Origin of the sequence: Desulfococcus multivorans (assembly GCF_001854245.1) — a bacterium.
GTDB lineage: Bacteria > Desulfobacterota > Desulfobacteria > Desulfobacterales > Desulfococcaceae > Desulfococcus > Desulfococcus multivorans.
In genome coordinates this window covers 3,898,458-3,914,960 of the sequence record NZ_CP015381.1, presented here as the reverse complement: position 1 = coordinate 3,914,960, position 16,503 = coordinate 3,898,458, and the positions used below count along the sequence as shown (strand labels likewise).

Genomic DNA, 16,503 nt, shown 5'->3' with positions numbered 1-16,503 from the left:
GGAAGGGGGTAGCGACATTGCCTTGCCGAAGCCCTTAATCACTTTCTCTGTTTTCGAAAAAATCGGCCTTGTCGAGGATGAACTGGTCGGCCTTCCATTTCGGCACGGCGAAGATCCAGGGGCTGATCCGTTGATTCAGTTCAGCCGCCGCGACAGCCGGATCCGCCGGGGTTTCAGGGGCGCCGGCCGTCGTTTCCGTCCCGGCAGATACCGTCTCCTCCGGGGCCGGCGCCGTCGATTCGGTGCCGTCGGTGGGCGCATCGGTATTTTCAGCCGGATCCACCGGTGCTTCGGGGGCGTCGGCCGCCGTTTCTTCCCCGGCAGGGGCCGTCTTTTCCGGGGCCGTCGCCGGGGCTTCGGACGGCGGGGTGAAGGCGACCCGGGCCTTGAAATAGGTGCGGTCCGGATGGTCCGTCACGGGGCCTCCCAGGCAAAGGGTGTAGACGGTGCCGTCGAACAGCCCGTATTCGAAGCAGGCCCCGGTGTCGAGCCCGGTGGCTTCCGCCGGGGTTTTCGGATCGACCACGTCGTCGATCCGGAAGGTGGAGAGAGCGTCCATCAGGCGATTGATCTTGACCGACGCCGCGGTTTTGTCCGCCGGAACGTCGAGCAGCCCGGCCGGCTTTTCCGGGTCAGGGCGCCGGACGATATAGCGGGGCGCCCCGGCCCCCGGATCGATTCGGCGGACCTCGGCGATCCGTTCCGGCGCGACGTCCAGGATCTCCTTGTCGATCCATTTTTCGGGGTCGGTATCGAGGAAGTGGAACGCTTTGTCGACGACATAGACCGCCTTGTCCCCGTCGACCATGACATAGTTCCCGCCCCTTCCGGTGTCGCTATCCCGGGTCTTTCCGATGACGACGCTGGACAGGACCGCGTCGTTCCGACCCTTGAGGACGACCCGGGTGCCCCGGGCATCGGCGGCGGACGGATCGGATGCTCCGTCGGGGGCGTTGAGGGACAGGCGAGCCAGAATCTCGTCGGATGCCGGGAAGGTGCGATCCACCTTCATGTCGCGCAGCTTCAGCACGAGGTCGGAGAGCTTTACGAAATCAGCGGGGTATCCGTACCGCTCCCGAACGCGCCAGGTCGTCTCGCCCTTTTCCAGATGCACGCCGCGCTGGTGTCCGGTGATCTCGATCGTAAGGATCTCCTTCACCGGCAGGGCCGTCAGGAGGGGATCTCCTGACGGGTCGTCGGCTTTCCGGCCTGTCGACGGGCCGGATCCCAGAAGGAACCAGCTTGCCGCGCCGAGGAGCACGCAGATCAACAATAATATGATAAACGTCTTGGATTTCATGGTCTCATGCCCTCCATCCCCTACCGAAAGGGGGTTGTCCGATGTTTCCCGCCGAGGTTCACCTTCGGCTTTTCAGCCGCTGCCGCAAGCCGTAGATCATGCCCGCTGCGGCGACCACGAAGACCATCAGGAAGGTGTTGATGAATTTGACGGTGTTGCCCAGGCGTTCGATGTCGGCCCTCAGGTTGCGGCGGACCGTTTTGAGTTCCTTGTTGATGCGCCGACGCTCCTCCTGAAACGCGCGGATTTCGGCTTCCTGGGCCTCGCTCAGGATGAGCTGCTGGGCGGCCTCCTTCTGCTGCTCCAGCTGCTCCAGCTTCCGGTTGGTGTCGTCGATCCGGCGCATCAGCTCCTGTTCCCGCACCAGCCAGCGGGCCTGGGCCGCCTTCTCCAGGGCCTCGACCCGGGTGAAGGGGCGCTCGAACGTACCCCGGGAGCGGATGCCGATGAGGGCCTGACTTCCGATGAGCATTTCGCCGCTGTTCAGAACGAAATTGAGGTTGTCGTTGAACATTCGCGAGATCTTGAACCCCAGAAAGTTCTGGTGGCTGACGTAGTAGTTGTCGAAAAGGAGGTCCGCGTCTCCCACGAGGACGACGACGGCAGGACCTTGTCCCTCTTCGAGGTGCCCGTTTCCGGTGTTCCGGGGCTCGTCGCTCCCCGGTTTATCGGTCCCGCTTTCCGGGTCCCGGGGCGGGCCTTCGGGGAAGGCGCTCTTGAAGGTGCCGGTGATCTGAACCGCCAGGTCGAAGGGGGTCCCGGCGGCCTTGAAGTCCCGCCGCAGATCCTCGGCGCCGAGCTGGAGCATCATGGTGTCGGACATGGCGGCATTGGGGCTGGATCGGACCAGGGTCTCGAATGTGTAGGGGCTGTCCGGGGCCTTGAGAACGGCACCGGCCGCCGGCAGCAGCAAGCTTTCCAGCTGGGCCGTGATGATGTTGTCCCGGTTGAGGGCGTCGGCGTCCATCGAGAGCCAGAAGGGGTTGGTTTCCACCTGGTTGTCCTGGCCCCTGAGGCGGGTGGCGAAATCGAAGTCGACGACCGCCTTGCCGAGGTCCATCTCGACCCCCCAGGCCTTGAACAGGGCGGCCAGGCCGTCGGAGGCCTTGGACGGGGACCGGGGCGGCTCGCTCACCGAGAACGGGTCGGCGAACACCATGAGATTCCCCCCCCTTAAGAGATACTGATCAACGGCGTACTGAAGGGCCGGGGAGAGACCCTTGGGGTGGATGAGCATGAGCAGGTCGACGCTCTCATCGATGCTGTCGGCCCCGGGACTGATCTCCCGCACTTCGTGGTTCTTTCGGAGTTCGGTGACGAACATCCACGGCTCGGGACCGCCCTCCTGCGGCATGCCCATCATGGGCATGCCGAAGACGGGCAGGGCGCTGATGATCCCGATGGTCGGCTTTTCGGCGGACTGCACCCTGGCGATGATCCGGGTGATGTCGTACTCCAGCTGCTCCTCCCGGGTCGGATCGATCATGGGGATGACGGCCTCCTGATCCGCGGCCACGGCCGCCAGACCGAAATAGAGCCGCTCCCCCGTGGGCAGGTCGATGCCCGAGATGCCGTAGGCCGCGGCCTGATCCTCCGCCTCGGAGTCGGGTTCGGGGTCGTAGTGCTCGATGGTGAGTTTGCCCTCTCCGTGGCGTTCGTATTCGGAGAGAAAATCCATCAGCCGCCTGGCGTAGGTCTTGATGTGCACCGGGGTGTGGGTCTCGTCCCGGGTGTAGAAGACCTTGATGGCAGTGTCGTAGGAGAGGTTCGAGAGAATCTCCCGGGTGCCGTCCGACAGGGAATAGAGCTTGCCTTCGGTGACGTCCCATCGTGCGTTCACCCTGGATGCGATGACGTTGACGAGCACCAGGATGATCAGCACCAGGAGCAGTCCTCCTATGGATAAAAAGGATTTGCCGGCTTGTCCGGCCGGCGGGTGATGCGTTGTCATGATGCGTGGCCTCCTGTAGTCGATGCGGTGTCGGTGCTAAGCCCTTTTGTATTGAAGAATGATGCCGTTGGCGAACAGCGTGAAACAGATGACGGAGCCGAAGTAGAGAATGTCCCGCAGATCGAGGACGCCCCGCTGCATCGACACGAAATGGGATAGAAAGCCCAGGCCGGATACGACGGCGGTAAGCCACCTCGGGGCCCAGTCGGCCATCATCGCGGTGACGGGGGGGAAGCCGGCCAGGATGAAAAAGAGACAGATGAGGACGGCGAGGATGAAGCTGATCACCTGGCTTCGCGTGACGGCCGAGGTCATGCTGCCTACGCCGAGAAAGGCGCCGGCCATGAGAAAACTGCCGATGTAGCCGGTGATGATGGGGCCCGGGTCAGGGTCGCCGAGGTACGTCACCGTGAGCACCATGGGAAAGGTGAGGGCGAGGGCGATGCCGATGAAGGCCCACGCCGCCAGAAATTTTCCGATGATGACCTCGCCGGTGGTGATGGGAAAGGTGAGGACCAGCTCGATGGTACCCATGCGCAGCTCTTCGGCCCAGAGGCGCATGGCCGCCGCCGGGACCAGAAACAGGTAGAGCCAGGGGTGCCATTCGAAAAAGGCCCTCAGGTCCGCCTGACCCATTTCGAAGAAATGGCTGATGTGGAAGGTGAAAAAACCCATCAACAGCAGAAAGACGGCTATGAAGACATAGGCGACCGGAGATCCGAAATAGGCCTTGATCTCGCGTTTGAAGATCGCCGAAACATGGGTGAGTATCGCTTCTGATTTCATTGTTGCACCTGATAAGCGGTTTTGGGGTTCCGGGGTGTCGCTCAGGAGGTCGTGACGGCGCGGAAGACCTCGTCCAGCCGCCCTTGTTCGACGAAGAGGGACTTGACCTCGAAACGCTTCGCCGAAAGGGCCGTCATGAGATGCTCCGCCGCCAGAGGGTCCGCCGACTCCGGGTATATCCGGGCCTTGAGCGCCCCATCGGTGCGCTCGATCACCGCGACCTCCCGGATGCCGGGAACGCTCCGGGCGCAGGCGATGAAGGCGTCGGCATCGGCGTCGGCGAGGGTGACGGAGATGGCGCCGTGAATCGTGGAGCGGGCCTTCAGGTTCTCGGGGGTGTCGTCCGCCACGATGGCGCCTTTGGTGATGATGACGGCCCGGCTGCAGACGGCCTCCACCTCGTCCAGAATGTGGGTGGAGAGGATGATGGCCTTCTCGGCGCTCATCTTGCGGATCATGAGCCTGACCTCGTGCTTCTGGTTCGGATCCAGCCCGTCGGTGGGTTCGTCCAGGATCAGGTATTCGGGGTCGTGGAGAATGCTCTGGGCGAAACAGACCCGCTGTTTGAACCCTTTGGACAGCGTGCTGACGGTCTGGTGTTCGACGCCTGAAAGGAAGCACTTCTCGATGGTCTCCGTGACGCGCCGTTTCCTGTCGCTTCCCGAAAATCCGCGGATCTGGGCGCAGAAGTCGAGATAGGCGTACACGGTCATGTCGGGATACACCGGGGCGTTCTCCGGGAGATAACCGATTTTTTTTCGGGCCGCTACGGGCTCCCGGAGGATGTCGTGCCCCCCGATCACGGCGGTGCCGCCGGACGGGGGAACGAAGCCGGTGATCATCCGCATGGTGGTCGATTTCCCGGCGCCGTTGGGGCCGAGAAACCCCAGGATTTCTCCCTTTTGAACCGTGAAGGCGATGCGGTCCACCGCCTTATGGGGTCCGAAAAACTTGCTCAGATGTTTCACCTCGATCATTCGTGACACAGCTCCCTGTTTGGTGGGGTTGAACATGGCGTACCGCCGCCCGGTCATTGGTCGACGGGCGATAAGACAGCCTAATAATGCCTATGTTGGCACGGTTGTCAAGATTTAGATGGTTTCGTAACATGGCAGAATTCATGATGTTAACCACATGATATTGTTGTCGGTCACGATGGAAATCGGCATATGTTGCGGCAAAATCGTCAACAAGCGACTTTTTCGTCCTTTGATTCAAAGATCACGACCGGAGTGTCCCGCGTCCGGCCCTGTCGGGGGGTGATGCCGCCATTTTTATTGACATGGAAGGCCCATCAACTGTAAAAAATGGAAGATTTTCACCTGTAATTCAGTTTCAGCTTTCATCAGGGTGACCGGATAGCGGGTGTATAGGCTGAAGGCTGAAGGCTGAAGACTGAAGGGGGATAATTGCTATGTTCGTCGCAGGAGCTCTCTTCAGGCTTATAGCCTTGATCCCTTGGAGACTGAAGAGAGCATCCTGTTTTCTCTGCCCGTTCGGTTCTGATCGATGAAAAACAATCGCCGCATGCCCCTGAAGCGTTCCAGGATTCCGGTTGGCTTTCCATGCCTTCTGCTGGTGCTGTTTTTAGGCTCTATCGCCGGTGTGACGGAGATCATCATCGATAACGACGCCCCGGAGACCGCTTTCACCGGTTCGTGGCCCAAATCGACGGCAACCGACGCCTACGACCCTGACGAGACGGGCACCCCATCCCGGTGGAGCTGCAACGGCAGCACTTACACATGGACCTTTACGCCTTTGATTACGGGCGTCTATGAGCTTTCGATGTGGTGGAGCTCTCACGCCTCCAGAAGCTCCGCCGTTCCCCTCAGCATTGAATATTTGATGGGCCGGGAGCGTGTCAGCATCGACCAGCAGGTCAACGGCGGCCGATGGAACCGGATCGGCGTCTATCCTTTCGCCGGAGGAGAGCGATATGACGTCACCCTGATCGCCGCTCCCGGGGAAGCCCAAAATTACAGCACCTGCGCCGATGCGGTCAGATTCCGGTTTGCGGGGTTTACCGACACGGCGCCCGTTGCGAAAATCGAACGCATCGATCCCCCGGCGGCCGAGCCGAATCAGTGCATACGATTTCAGGGGTCGAGCATCGACACCGGGAACGTGCCGACAGCCTATGAGTGGCGTTCCGACCTGGACGGGATCATCTCCCGTCAATCCGCTTTCGATATCGATTCTCTCTCTTCAGGCGTGCACACCATTTTTTTCCGGATCCGGAACGATAAGGGCGGGTGGTCGAACCCGGCGACGGCGCTGCTCGTCGTCCGCGACTGTTCACGACCGGTGCCGATCATGCCCCTCGGCGATTCCATCACCTACGGCGTCGGCGAGATCAGGGACGCGAACCTGAGCACCGGGTACAGAGCCCCCCTGTATCGGTCATTGCGGCGTGCCGGTTATGATGTCGACTTTGTGGGAGAGAAAAACACCGGGGGTCATGTCTCCCCGCCTTTTGACGTTCAGCACCAGGGGCTTCCCGGCATCAAGGACGAGGAGGCGGCCGCCGGCATCTACGATTGGCTCACGGCGCACCCGGCGGAGATCGTGCTCCTGCATATCGGAACAAATTCCCTGACGGCGAATGAAGGCGACGTGGAGCGGATATTCGATGAGATCGATCGATACGAGTTCGACAACGACACGGACCTGATCGTGGTGGCTGCGCGCATCATCAACCGTAAAACCTACCACCCGGACACCACCGTCTTCAACAACAACGTCCAGCGCATGGCGGCGTCGAGAATCATCGCCGGAGACAAAATCGTCCTTGTGGACCAGGAAGGCGCTCTCGATTATGCCGTGGATATGTGGGATGATCTGCATCCCACGAATATCGGCTACGCTAAAATGGCCGACGTATGGATGAAGGCCCTTGTGCGGCTCCTGCCGGCATGCAACCGGTTTCCGCCCGAAGCATTCACGACCGGCAATGCTGTCTCCGAAACCGTCGGCATCGACGGTTTGCCGGCAACGGAAGGCATCGGGTCATGTGTCGACACCCCGCCTGCCGATGCATCGAACCGGACGTCGATAAATCCCGCCCCTGCAAAAGGCGATGCATCCGCTTTCTGATTTGCTCCCGATGCCGCTTCCGGCATCCGTCTCAAAACCGAGGTTTACCCATGCGCCGGGCCATGTCCCGTTTGAAAGTCCTTTCTTGATTCCATCCCGCGCTTTTGTTATGGATACGCGTTTAACTTCACTGCACAGAAAGGACGTCCAACATGAAACGTGAAGGCGATGCCTCTCGCGCATCCAACCCCGTCTGGGGGTTTCTGATATCCATCCGCCTCACGGTGGCCCTGCTTTTGAGTCTTGCGGCCACCTCCATCATCGGCACGCTGGTCCCCCAGAACGCCGCCCCCCAGGACTACGTTCGCGCCTACGGGGAGTTCCTTTACCGGCTCTTCTACGTGCTCGATATCTTCGACATGTACCATTCCTGGTGGTTTCAGCTGCTCCTGGTGCTGCTCACCGCCAATATCGTCGCCTGCTCCATCGATCGCCTTTCCACCCTCTGGAAGACGGTTTTCGTCAAGACCCCCGTCTTCCGTTCCGCCATGTTCCGGAACCCCCGGCACAAGGCCGCGTTTACCGTGACCCCCCCTCCGGAGCGTCTCAGGGAGCGCTATGCCGAGGTTGCCGCCCGGGCCTTCACCTATAGCCGGACCGAAGCCGCGGACGGCGGGTTTCGCATCTTCGCCGAAAAAGGGCGCTGGACCCGGCTTGGGGTCTACATCGTGCACCTCAGCGTCGTCTTTCTGCTGATCGGCGGCCTGGTCGGTTCCATTTTCGGCTTCGACGGTTTCGTCACCATCCCCGAGGGCGAAAGCGTCCAGGCGGTTCACCTTCGGAGCGGCGACAGGGAGCAGCCCCTCGATTTCGCCATCCGGTGCGATGACTTCCAGGTCTCCTTCTATGAAACGGGGGCCCCCAGGGAATACCGTTCACGCCTGGCCATCCTGGAAGAGGGTAAGCCGGTTCTCGAAAAGGAGATCATCGTCAATGATCCGCTCCGGTACCGCGGCATCAACATCTTCCAGTCGAGCTACGGCAAGATGCCCGCCGATCTCGGTGCGGTCGCCGAAAAGGGGATCGACGTCTCCATCACCAGCAAGGCTTCGGGGATGGTCTATACGGAAAAGGTCTTTCTCGACAAGCCCCTCACCCTCCCCGAGGGGGGCGGCGTCTTCACGGCCAAGGCGTTCCTGCCGTCCTACCTCTTCATGGGACAACGGGATCTGGGCGAGACCCTCGTGGGCGAACTCGAGCCCCCCGGGGGGGAGCCTGTCGAGATCCATCTGCCGGTGCGGTTTTCCCGTTTCGACAAGATGCGAAAGGACGGCCGTTTCGTCTTTTCGGTGACCGAGCCCGTGGGCGAGCGATACTACACCGGCCTTCAGGTCACCCGGGACCCCGGGGTGCCGCTGGTTTATGCCGGTTTTATCCTGATGATCCTGGGGTGTATCGTGACCTTCTTCATGTCCCATCAGCGCATCTGCATCGATGTGACCCGTCGGGGAGCCGGGGCCGCGGTGACCGTCTCCGGCACCGCCAACAAGAACCCCGGCGCCGTGGCGGAGAGCGTCCGGAAGATCTCCGGGCGTCTCGAGAAGCTTGAAGCCGGCCGATAGCCGCTGCGGATACCCCTGTTGTCGGGACCATTCGAAGCCGCGCTGCCGCCGGCGGAAAAATGAAACCTCAACTGCGCCCCTCGGGGCGGCAAGGATAGCGTTATGAACAGTTCAACCCTATTGTCCGTCGTGACGTTTGTGTACGGCCTTTCGGCGCTTCTGTATGTCGTGGCCCTCATTTTCAGAAAGACGACCCCCGGGAAAATCGCCGCATGGACGGCGGCTGTCGGAATTGCCGGCAACATCGGCGGCGTTCTGCTGCGATGGGTGGAAAGCTATCAACTCGGCTACGGGCACGCCCCCCTGTCGAATCTCTACGAGTCCCTGGTCTTCTTCGCCTGGGCCATCGCGGCTCTGTATCTGTTCGTGGAATATCGATACGGGAATCGCGTCATCGGCGCGTTCGTCATGCCCATCGCCTTTCTGGCCATGGCTTACGCCTCCCTTTCCCCCAACATCAGCGACCGGATCCAGCCGCTTATCCCGGCCCTCAAGAGCAACTGGCTCATTGCCCACGTCATCACCTGTTTTCTGGGATATGCGGGATTCGCCGTGGCCTTCGGCATCAGTCTGATGTTCGTGATCAAGGCGCGTTCCGGCGGGGCGTCGAGCCTCATCCTCGACCGGTTTCCCGATCCGGACGTCCTGGACGACCTGACCCACAAGATGGTGCAGTTCGGGTTTCTCTTCCTCTCCGTCGGCATCATTACCGGCGCCGTCTGGGCCAATTCGGCCTGGGGGCGGTATTGGGGGTGGGATCCCAAGGAGACCTGGTCGCTCATCACCTGGTTTGTCTATGCCACCCTGCTTCATGCCCGGCTCATGCGGGGATGGCGGGGGCGGAAAATCGCCTATATCTCGATTCTCGGATTCATGGCCGTGCTGTTCACCTACTTCGGCGTAAACCTTCTGCCGGGCCTGCACAGCTACGGTTCGCAATGATTTCTCCTTGACAAAAGCGCCCTCAGTGGGTAGAGAGGCTCTGGGATTCATTCCATTTGTGCCTTTGATCCGGTGCTGTTTTTTGTCGGGGGCCCGATGTCGGGGATGTAGTTAAATCGTTAACCACAGCGTGATGGAGTGTTCATGAGTGCATTAGAGGAAAAAGCAAAAGCGGTTTCCGACGGAGGCGGGTTCGCGCTCCTTTTTTTTATCGTCGGATTGGTCGCAAGCCTGATTGTGGGGTGGGTCATTTTCCCGAAACTTCTTTACTCCCAGAAACGCCAGCCTTTTGATTTCAACCACAAGCTGCACAACGAACTGGTGGGCGAGGGCTGCGAGTCCTGCCACTTTTTCAGGGAAGACGGCAGCTATGCCGGCGTTCCGAAACTCGCGCAGTGCATCGACTGCCACGAAAGCGTCCAGGGAGAAACCGAAGACGAAGCCGTCTTCGTCAACGCGTATGTCGTCCCGGGTCGGGAGGTCCCCTGGCAGGTCTACTCCAGGCAGCCCGACTGTGTCTTCTTCTCCCATGCGGCTCATGTCAAGTCCGCGGGTATGGACTGTAAAACCTGCCACGGCGATATCGGCAATTCCACCACCCTGAAAGTGTACGAGGAGAACCGGATCACCGGATACAGCCGGGACATCTGGGGCGAGAATATCGCGGGATTCAAGACGAACACTTGGGACCGGATGAAAATGGATGACTGCTCCGAGTGCCACGTCAAACTCGGGGTAGAGCAGAACAGCGTTCAGACCGGTAAGGGCGCCTGCTTCGTGTGTCATAAATAAAATCGGGTTTAAGGGGTAACGTTATGAAAATAGACAGAAGAAGTTTCTTGTCTCTGGGGATCGGCGCGGCGGCGGGGACGGCGCTCTCACCTTTGCCCTGGAAACTGACGGACGATCTTTCGATCTGGACGCAGATGTGGCCTTGGACGCCGGTACCGCAGGACGGTGATGTGAATTATGTCAATTCCGTCAGTACCCTCTGTCCGGGGGGATGCGGGATTTCCGTCCGGAAGGTCGACGATCGGGCGGTGAAGATAGAGGGCATGAAGGGATATCCCGGCAGTGACGGAAAGGCTTGCGTTCACTGTCTTTCGGGGCTCCAGGCGCTTTACGGCCCCACGGCGGTCGCCTCCCCCCTGAAGCGCGTGGGCGAGCGGGGCGAGGGCAAATGGCGGCGGATCTCCTGGGACGACGCCGTCTCCGAGATCGCCTCAAAACTCGATGAGTTGCGGGAAAAGGGCCGTCCCCAGACCCTCGCCTGCATCACGGGCAGCGACCGCGGCACGGTGCCCGAACTCTTCAAACGCTTCCTGAAAGTCTACGGTTCCCCCAATTTCATGCGCGCCCCCGGCTTCGAGGACACCTACGAGATCGTCCTCAAATTGATGCAGGGGGTCGACGCCGCCATCGGTTTCGACCTCGAAAACGCCGATTACCTTCTCAGCTTCGGCAGCGGCATTCTGGACGGCTGGGGATCCTCCGTCCGCATGTTCCAGGCCCGGACCGCCTGGAATGACAATAAGGCCGTGGTCGTTCAGGTGGAGCCGCGTCTCTCCAACTCCGCGGCCTGCGCCGACCGCTGGATCCCCATCGAGGTCGGCACCGAAGGCATCCTGGCCTTGGGCATCGCCCACGTCATCATCAAGGAAAACCTTTACAAGAAGGATTTCGTCGAAAAATACAGCTTCGGCTTCGAGGACTGGGTCGGCAAGGACGGCAAAAAGCACGACGGCTTCAAGACGATGGTCCTGAAACATTACGCTCCCAATGCGGTGGCGCGCCTCACCCGCGTGGATCCCGACGTCGTCGTCGAGACGGCCCGGGCCTTCGCCAAGGCCAAGAGCCCGCTGGCCATCTGCGGCCGGGGCCGGGGCGACACCCCGAGCCCCCTCCATGAGTTCATGGCGGTCCATGCGCTCAACGCCCTGGTGGGCGGCATTCATCGGAAGGGCGGCGTATGGGCCGTTCCCCTGCCGGATTACGTCAATTGGCCTGAACCCAAACTGGACGCCGCTGCCGAAAAGGGCCTCGCCGCCCTGCGGACCGACGGTGCGGGCACCGATCGTTATCCCCTGGCGAAATATCTCCCGACCCGTCTGGCCGAGGTCGTCAACACCGCCCAGGACATTCCCGTGGAGGTGCTTTTCGTTTCCGGCGCCAATCCGTGTTATACCCTGCCCGACACCCAGGCGGTCAAGGCGGCCTTTTCCAGAATTCCCCTCATTGTCAGTTTCGCTTCCAACATGGACGACACCGCGATGATGGCCGATCTGATCCTGCCGAACCACGGTCACCTGGAACGGTATGAAGACGTTCCGGCTCCGGCCGGGATGAACACGCCCATGATCGGTCTCTGTCGTCCGGTGGTCTCGCCTCGCCGCGACACCCGCCACACCGGCGACGTTCTGCTCATGCTGGCTAAATCCCTCGGCGGCGCCGTCGCCGACGCCTTTCCCTGGGAGAGCTACCAGGCATGCCTGGAGCAGACCCTTGGAAAGAACTGGCAACCGTTGCTGGACAACGGCTTTATCCGCAACACCGCCTACCGGCCTCCGGCCTGGCAGGATGCATTCCGGACGCCCTCCGGGAAGTTCGCGTTCATGTCCGACGCCTGTGCCAACGACGGCAAGGCAGTGCCCGCCGTCGCCATCGAGGGAAAACCGGAAGAATATCCGCTGACCTTGATTCCCTATGATTCCATGCGTCTGGCGGCGGGTCCGGCGGTCTCCTCGCCCTTTGCGATCAAAACCGTCGACGACACCGTTCTCAAGGGAACCGACATCTTTGTCGAGGTCAACACCAAGACCGGCGGGAAGTGCGGACTCGAGGAAGGGGTTTTCGCCCATCTCTCCACCCCCAAGGGGACGGTAAAGGTTCGCGTCCACCTGTCCGACGGCATCATCCCCGACGTCGTGGCCATGCCCAGGGGGCTCGGTCATGCGGAATTCGACGAATATGTCGGGGGAAAAGGGATCAACGTGAACGAACTCATCGGTCCCGTGGAGGACCCTGTCACCGGCCTGAATGCGGCATGGGGGATCAGGGCCAACTTGACCATAGCCTGAGATCAGTGATCGGCGATCCGCTCCAGGACCGCGGCATCCGGCCTTGCGGGAGCGGGCGCCGATACCTGGCAACTGAAATTTGATGATGAGGTTCTGATGAATAAATCACGAGGACAGAGTCAACCCAAGAAGTACGGAATGGTCATAGACCTGGACAAGTGCACCGGGTGCGGGTCCTGCATGGTGGCGTGCATGGCGGAGAACAATGTGCCGTTCAAGAAGGACGAGACGAACAAGCGGGACAGCATTACCTGGATGAAGGTCTACCGGCTGACCAACGGCAAGCCCTTTCCGGATCACGATATCTGCTATCTGCCCAGGCCGTGCATGCACTGCGAGGGTCACAACGGCCATTCCCCCTGCGTATCGGTCTGTCCGGCGACGGCCACCGACTACAGCAACGAGACCGGCATCGTCAGCCAGATCTATACCCGATGCTTCGGGTGTCGGTACTGCATGGCGGCCTGCCCCTACCATGCCCGTTATTTCAACTGGTGGGATCCGGTTTGGCCCGCGGGTATGGAAGAGATGCTCAGCCCGGACGTGTCGGTCCGGATGCGGGGCATCGTGGAAAAGTGCAGCTTCTGTTTCCATCGGTACCAGCGTGCCATGGACAAGGCACACCTGGAAGGCCGTCGGGATCTCGAAGAGGCGGAATACCAGACCTCCTGCACCCAGGCCTGTCCTGTCGGCGCCATCACCTTCGGCGACCTGAACAACCCCGAGCACAAGGTGCACCAGCTGGTGAAGCCGGACAACGCTCACAGCGGTCGACCCCAGGCACCCAATGCGTTTCGTCTGTTGGAGAGACTGGGGACCAATCCCAAGGTCTATTACCTGTCGGATCGCGAGTGGGTAAGGCGGGCCGGAGACAATTACCTCAAGGGCGAAGGGACGATCGGCGCCAAACACTGACGGACGGTTTCGGGCTGTTCGAGGTAAGCAATGACAACAGAAACTGCACATGATGAGGAGTACAGCTTATGGATTCTGCATTGATCCCCCAGGGTGTCAAGCGCTGTTCTTTGGGGAAGTTTGCCTTGTTTATCGGCATAGTGGGCGCTGTCCTTCTATGGGGCGTTTATGCCATGCTGCTGTGCTGGCTGAAGGGGTTAAACCAGACCAACATGAACGATTATTACGGGTTCGCCCTATGGATCTGGGCGGATCTGGCGGTCATCGCCCTGGGCGGCGGCGCTTTCTTCACCGGCTTTTTGAGATACATCGTCGGCAAGGATGAACTGAAGAACATCATCAACTACGCCGTGCTCATCGGCTTCATCTGCTATAGTTCGGCCCTGCTGATCCTTGCCATCGACATCGGCCAGCCCCTGAGGGGATGGTTCATTTTCTGGCACGCCAACGTGCATTCCATGCTGACGGAGGTGGCCTTCTGCCTGAGCTGCTACTTTGCCGTCCTCAGCATCGAGTACCTGCCCCTCGTCCTTGAAAACCGGCAGCTGAACAAGGTGCCCTTCTTCCACAACCTGGCCCACAACATGCACGAGGTCATGGCGGTCTTCGCCGCCACCGGCGCCTTCCTCTCCTTCTTTCACCAGGGCTCCCTGGGCGGCGTATCCGGCGTGCTCTTCGGCCGCCCCTTCGGTTTCCGCGAAGGCGCTTTCATCTGGCCGTGGACCTTCTTCCTCTTTACGTGGTCGGCGGCCGCCTACGGGCCGTGCTTCACCCTGATGCTCACCAGGCTCATCGAGAAGGTGACGGGCAAGCGGCTTGTGGGTGACAAGTGCGTGGACCTCCTGGCCAAGATCTCGGGGTGGATGATTCTGACCTACATCATCGCCAAGATCGCCGATACCCTCTACTGGGCCTGGGTGACCGCCCCGGAAGCCGGCTTCACCCTGATGGACTTCTACAGCAACAACCCGGTCTACGGCATCTGGATTCTGGTGCTCGAGATCGTGATCGGCGGCATCGTTCCCGCCCTGATCCTCGTTACCAGAAAGGGTCGCAAGAGTTCCTTCCTCCTGGTGACGGCGGTGATCTGCGGCGTCATCGGCGTCAGCGTCAACCGATGGGTGATGGTGCTTCAGGTGATGGCGATGCCGGTAATGCCTTTCGATACATGGGCCATGTACTACCCGAGCTGGCAAGAGGTGGCGACGACGATCCTGCCGGTGGCCTACGGCGTCATTCTGGTGGCGCTCTCGTATCGATACCTGCCGGTCTTTCCCCAGGAAAAAGAACTGAATTCCTGACCCCTTAGGAGGAAGATATGTTTCCAGGATTTTTTGAGTGGATTTGGGACGGAGGCCATCTCGTCTTCATGGGCGGTCTCTGGTACGCACTGACGATCATCGGACTGGGATTGACCTACTGCATCCTCAAGGCCGCCATCGATACGGCCCAGGGCAAGGGCGCGGGGCACGGGGACGACGAGGGTCACCACTGAGGCCTGCGTCGGCCGGAATCCCGACATCGATATAACGGCAGCAGCATTAAAAAGCGCTCTCTCCCGAGACTTCCGCGGAGGAGCGCTTTTTTTTGGTTGATCAGGATCACAGGAAAAGAGAAGACGGACCATGGACAAGATTATCGTGGAGGGAGGGCATCCCCTCAAAGGAGAGGTGGTGATCAGCGGCGCCAAAAACGCCGCCTTGCCGATTCTGACCGCCTCCCTGCTCACCGAGGGGCGGAACACCTATCACAACGTTCCCGGGCTGAAGGACGTGGAGAGCATCAAGGCGTTGCTTGCCTATCTTTGTGCCGACGTGGAGACCGACGGGGATACGGTCTACATCCGGGCCGACGGGCTGTGCAAGTCCGAGGCCCCCTATGACCTGGTGCGGAAAATGCGGGCCTCCATCCTGGTCCTCGGTCCGTTGCTGGCGCGGGTCAAAAAGGCGAGGGTCTCCCTTCCCGGGGGATGCGCCATCGGTGCCCGGCCCATCAACCTTCACCTGAAGGGGCTGGCCCGGCTGGGGGCCGTCATCACCCTCGAGCACGGTTATGTCGAAGCATCGGCCGACCGGCTGGTGGGGGACGACATCTATTTCGACATGCCCACGGTGACGGGAACCGAGAACCTGATGATGGCGGCGGTGCTGGCCGAAGGCACGACGGTGCTTCGGAACGTGGCCCGGGAGCCGGAAATCATCGCCCTGGCCGACGTCCTCAACCGGATGGGGGCGGACGTTCGAGGCGCCGGTTCGTCGGTCATCACCATCCACGGCGTCCCCCAACTGCATCCCGCCGAGGTCACCATCATCCCCGATCGCATCGAGGCCGGGACCTTCATGGCGGCGGCGGCCCTGACCCGGGGGGACGTGACCCTCCGCCGGTGCGAGCCGGATCACCTCCAGGCCGTCATCGACAAACTCCGGCTCACCGGCGCCGAGGTGACGGTGGAAAAGGACACCGTCCGGGTCCGGGGTGGCGACGAGATTGCCAGCGTCGACATCAAGACCTTGCCCTATCCCGGGTTTCCGACGGACATGCAGGCCCAGTTCATGGTGCTCATGTCGGTGGCCAGAGGGCTCAGTCTCATCACGGAAACCATCTTCGAGAACCGCTACATCCATGTCAGCGAACTGCGGCGGCTGGGGGCGGACATCACGGTGTCGGGCAACGCGGCCATGGTCAAGGGCGTGCCGCGCCTGTCGGGAGCACCGGTGATGGCAACCGACCTCCGGGCCAGCGCTTCCCTGATCCTTGCCGGTCTGGTGGCCCGCGGCAAGACGGAGATCAACCGGGTCTACCATCTGGACCGCGGCTACGATGCCATCGAAAAGAAGATGGCCGCCCTCGGGGCGGCTGTTTGGCGGGTGTAAG

The 16,503-nt window shown here is 61.0% G+C and carries 13 protein-coding genes; 9 read left to right on the top strand and 4 right to left on the bottom strand.

The window, feature by feature from the left end:
* Positions 1–34: 34 nt before the first annotated feature.
* Genes dmul_RS17060 through dmul_RS17045 form a run of 4 tightly spaced genes read right to left on the bottom strand, consistent with a single transcriptional unit; the run spans position 35 to position 5,014 of the window.
* Positions 35–1,300 carry a DUF4340 domain-containing protein gene (locus dmul_RS17060; RefSeq protein ID WP_020875326.1) on the bottom strand — a complete coding sequence of 422 codons (1,266 nt, stop codon included), beginning with the start codon at positions 1,298–1,300 and terminating at the stop codon, positions 35–37.
* 58 nt (positions 1,301–1,358) lie between these two features.
* A complete protein-coding gene (locus dmul_RS17055) occupies positions 1,359–3,251 on the bottom strand; it encodes a GldG family protein (protein ID WP_020875325.1) in 1,893 nt (630 codons plus the stop codon).
* A gap of 36 nt (positions 3,252–3,287) precedes the next feature.
* Complete coding sequence (locus dmul_RS17050; RefSeq protein WP_020875324.1) at positions 3,288–4,037, bottom strand: ABC transporter permease; 750 nt, start codon at positions 4,035–4,037, stop codon at positions 3,288–3,290.
* A gap of 41 nt (positions 4,038–4,078) precedes the next feature.
* Positions 4,079–5,014 (bottom strand): ABC transporter ATP-binding protein, encoded by a 936-nt coding sequence (locus tag dmul_RS17045; protein ID WP_020875323.1) that lies wholly within the window; start codon positions 5,012–5,014, stop codon positions 4,079–4,081.
* A 532-nt stretch (positions 5,015–5,546) separates the two neighbouring features.
* Between dmul_RS17045 and dmul_RS17040 the strand changes: the two genes are divergently transcribed.
* The 9 genes from dmul_RS17040 (at position 5,547) to murA (ending at position 16,502) form a co-directional block, all read left to right on the top strand.
* Positions 5,547–7,133, top strand: a complete 1,587-nt coding sequence (locus dmul_RS17040; RefSeq protein ID WP_020875322.1) for a golvesin C-terminal-like domain-containing protein — start codon at positions 5,547–5,549, stop codon at positions 7,131–7,133.
* A 152-nt stretch (positions 7,134–7,285) separates the two neighbouring features.
* On the top strand, positions 7,286–8,695 hold the full coding sequence (gene resB, locus dmul_RS17035) for a cytochrome c biogenesis protein ResB (RefSeq protein WP_020875321.1): 1,410 nt from the start codon (positions 7,286–7,288) through the stop codon (positions 8,693–8,695).
* 102 nt (positions 8,696–8,797) lie between these two features.
* Entirely contained in the window at positions 8,798–9,637 is an 840-nt protein-coding gene (ccsB, locus tag dmul_RS17030) for a c-type cytochrome biogenesis protein CcsB (protein ID WP_020875320.1), read from the top strand.
* 144 nt (positions 9,638–9,781) lie between these two features.
* Positions 9,782–10,429: a menaquinone reductase multiheme cytochrome c subunit QrcA gene (gene qrcA / locus dmul_RS17025; RefSeq protein ID WP_020875319.1), complete on the top strand. Its 648-nt coding sequence runs from the start codon at positions 9,782–9,784 to the stop codon at positions 10,427–10,429.
* A gap of 23 nt (positions 10,430–10,452) precedes the next feature.
* Positions 10,453–12,714: a menaquinone reductase molybdopterin-binding-like subunit QrcB gene (gene qrcB, locus dmul_RS17020; protein WP_020875318.1), complete on the top strand. Its 2,262-nt coding sequence runs from the start codon at positions 10,453–10,455 to the stop codon at positions 12,712–12,714.
* Between the two features lie 96 nt (positions 12,715–12,810).
* A complete protein-coding gene (qrcC, locus tag dmul_RS17015; protein ID WP_020875317.1) occupies positions 12,811–13,629 on the top strand; it encodes a menaquinone reductase iron-sulfur cluster-binding subunit QrcC in 819 nt (272 codons plus the stop codon).
* Positions 13,630–13,697: 68 nt separating this feature from the next.
* The gene (gene qrcD / locus dmul_RS17010; protein ID WP_020875316.1) at positions 13,698–14,930 is read left to right on the top strand and encodes a menaquinone reductase integral membrane subunit QrcD; all 1,233 of its coding nucleotides are present in this window, start codon (positions 13,698–13,700) and stop codon (positions 14,928–14,930) included.
* Between the two features lie 17 nt (positions 14,931–14,947).
* Positions 14,948–15,124 carry a hypothetical protein gene (locus dmul_RS20525; protein WP_020875315.1) on the top strand — a complete coding sequence of 59 codons (177 nt, stop codon included), beginning with the start codon at positions 14,948–14,950 and terminating at the stop codon, positions 15,122–15,124.
* 130 nt (positions 15,125–15,254) lie between these two features.
* Complete coding sequence (gene murA / locus dmul_RS17005) at positions 15,255–16,502, top strand: UDP-N-acetylglucosamine 1-carboxyvinyltransferase (protein ID WP_020875314.1); 1,248 nt, start codon at positions 15,255–15,257, stop codon at positions 16,500–16,502.
* Position 16,503: the final 1 nt, after the last annotated feature.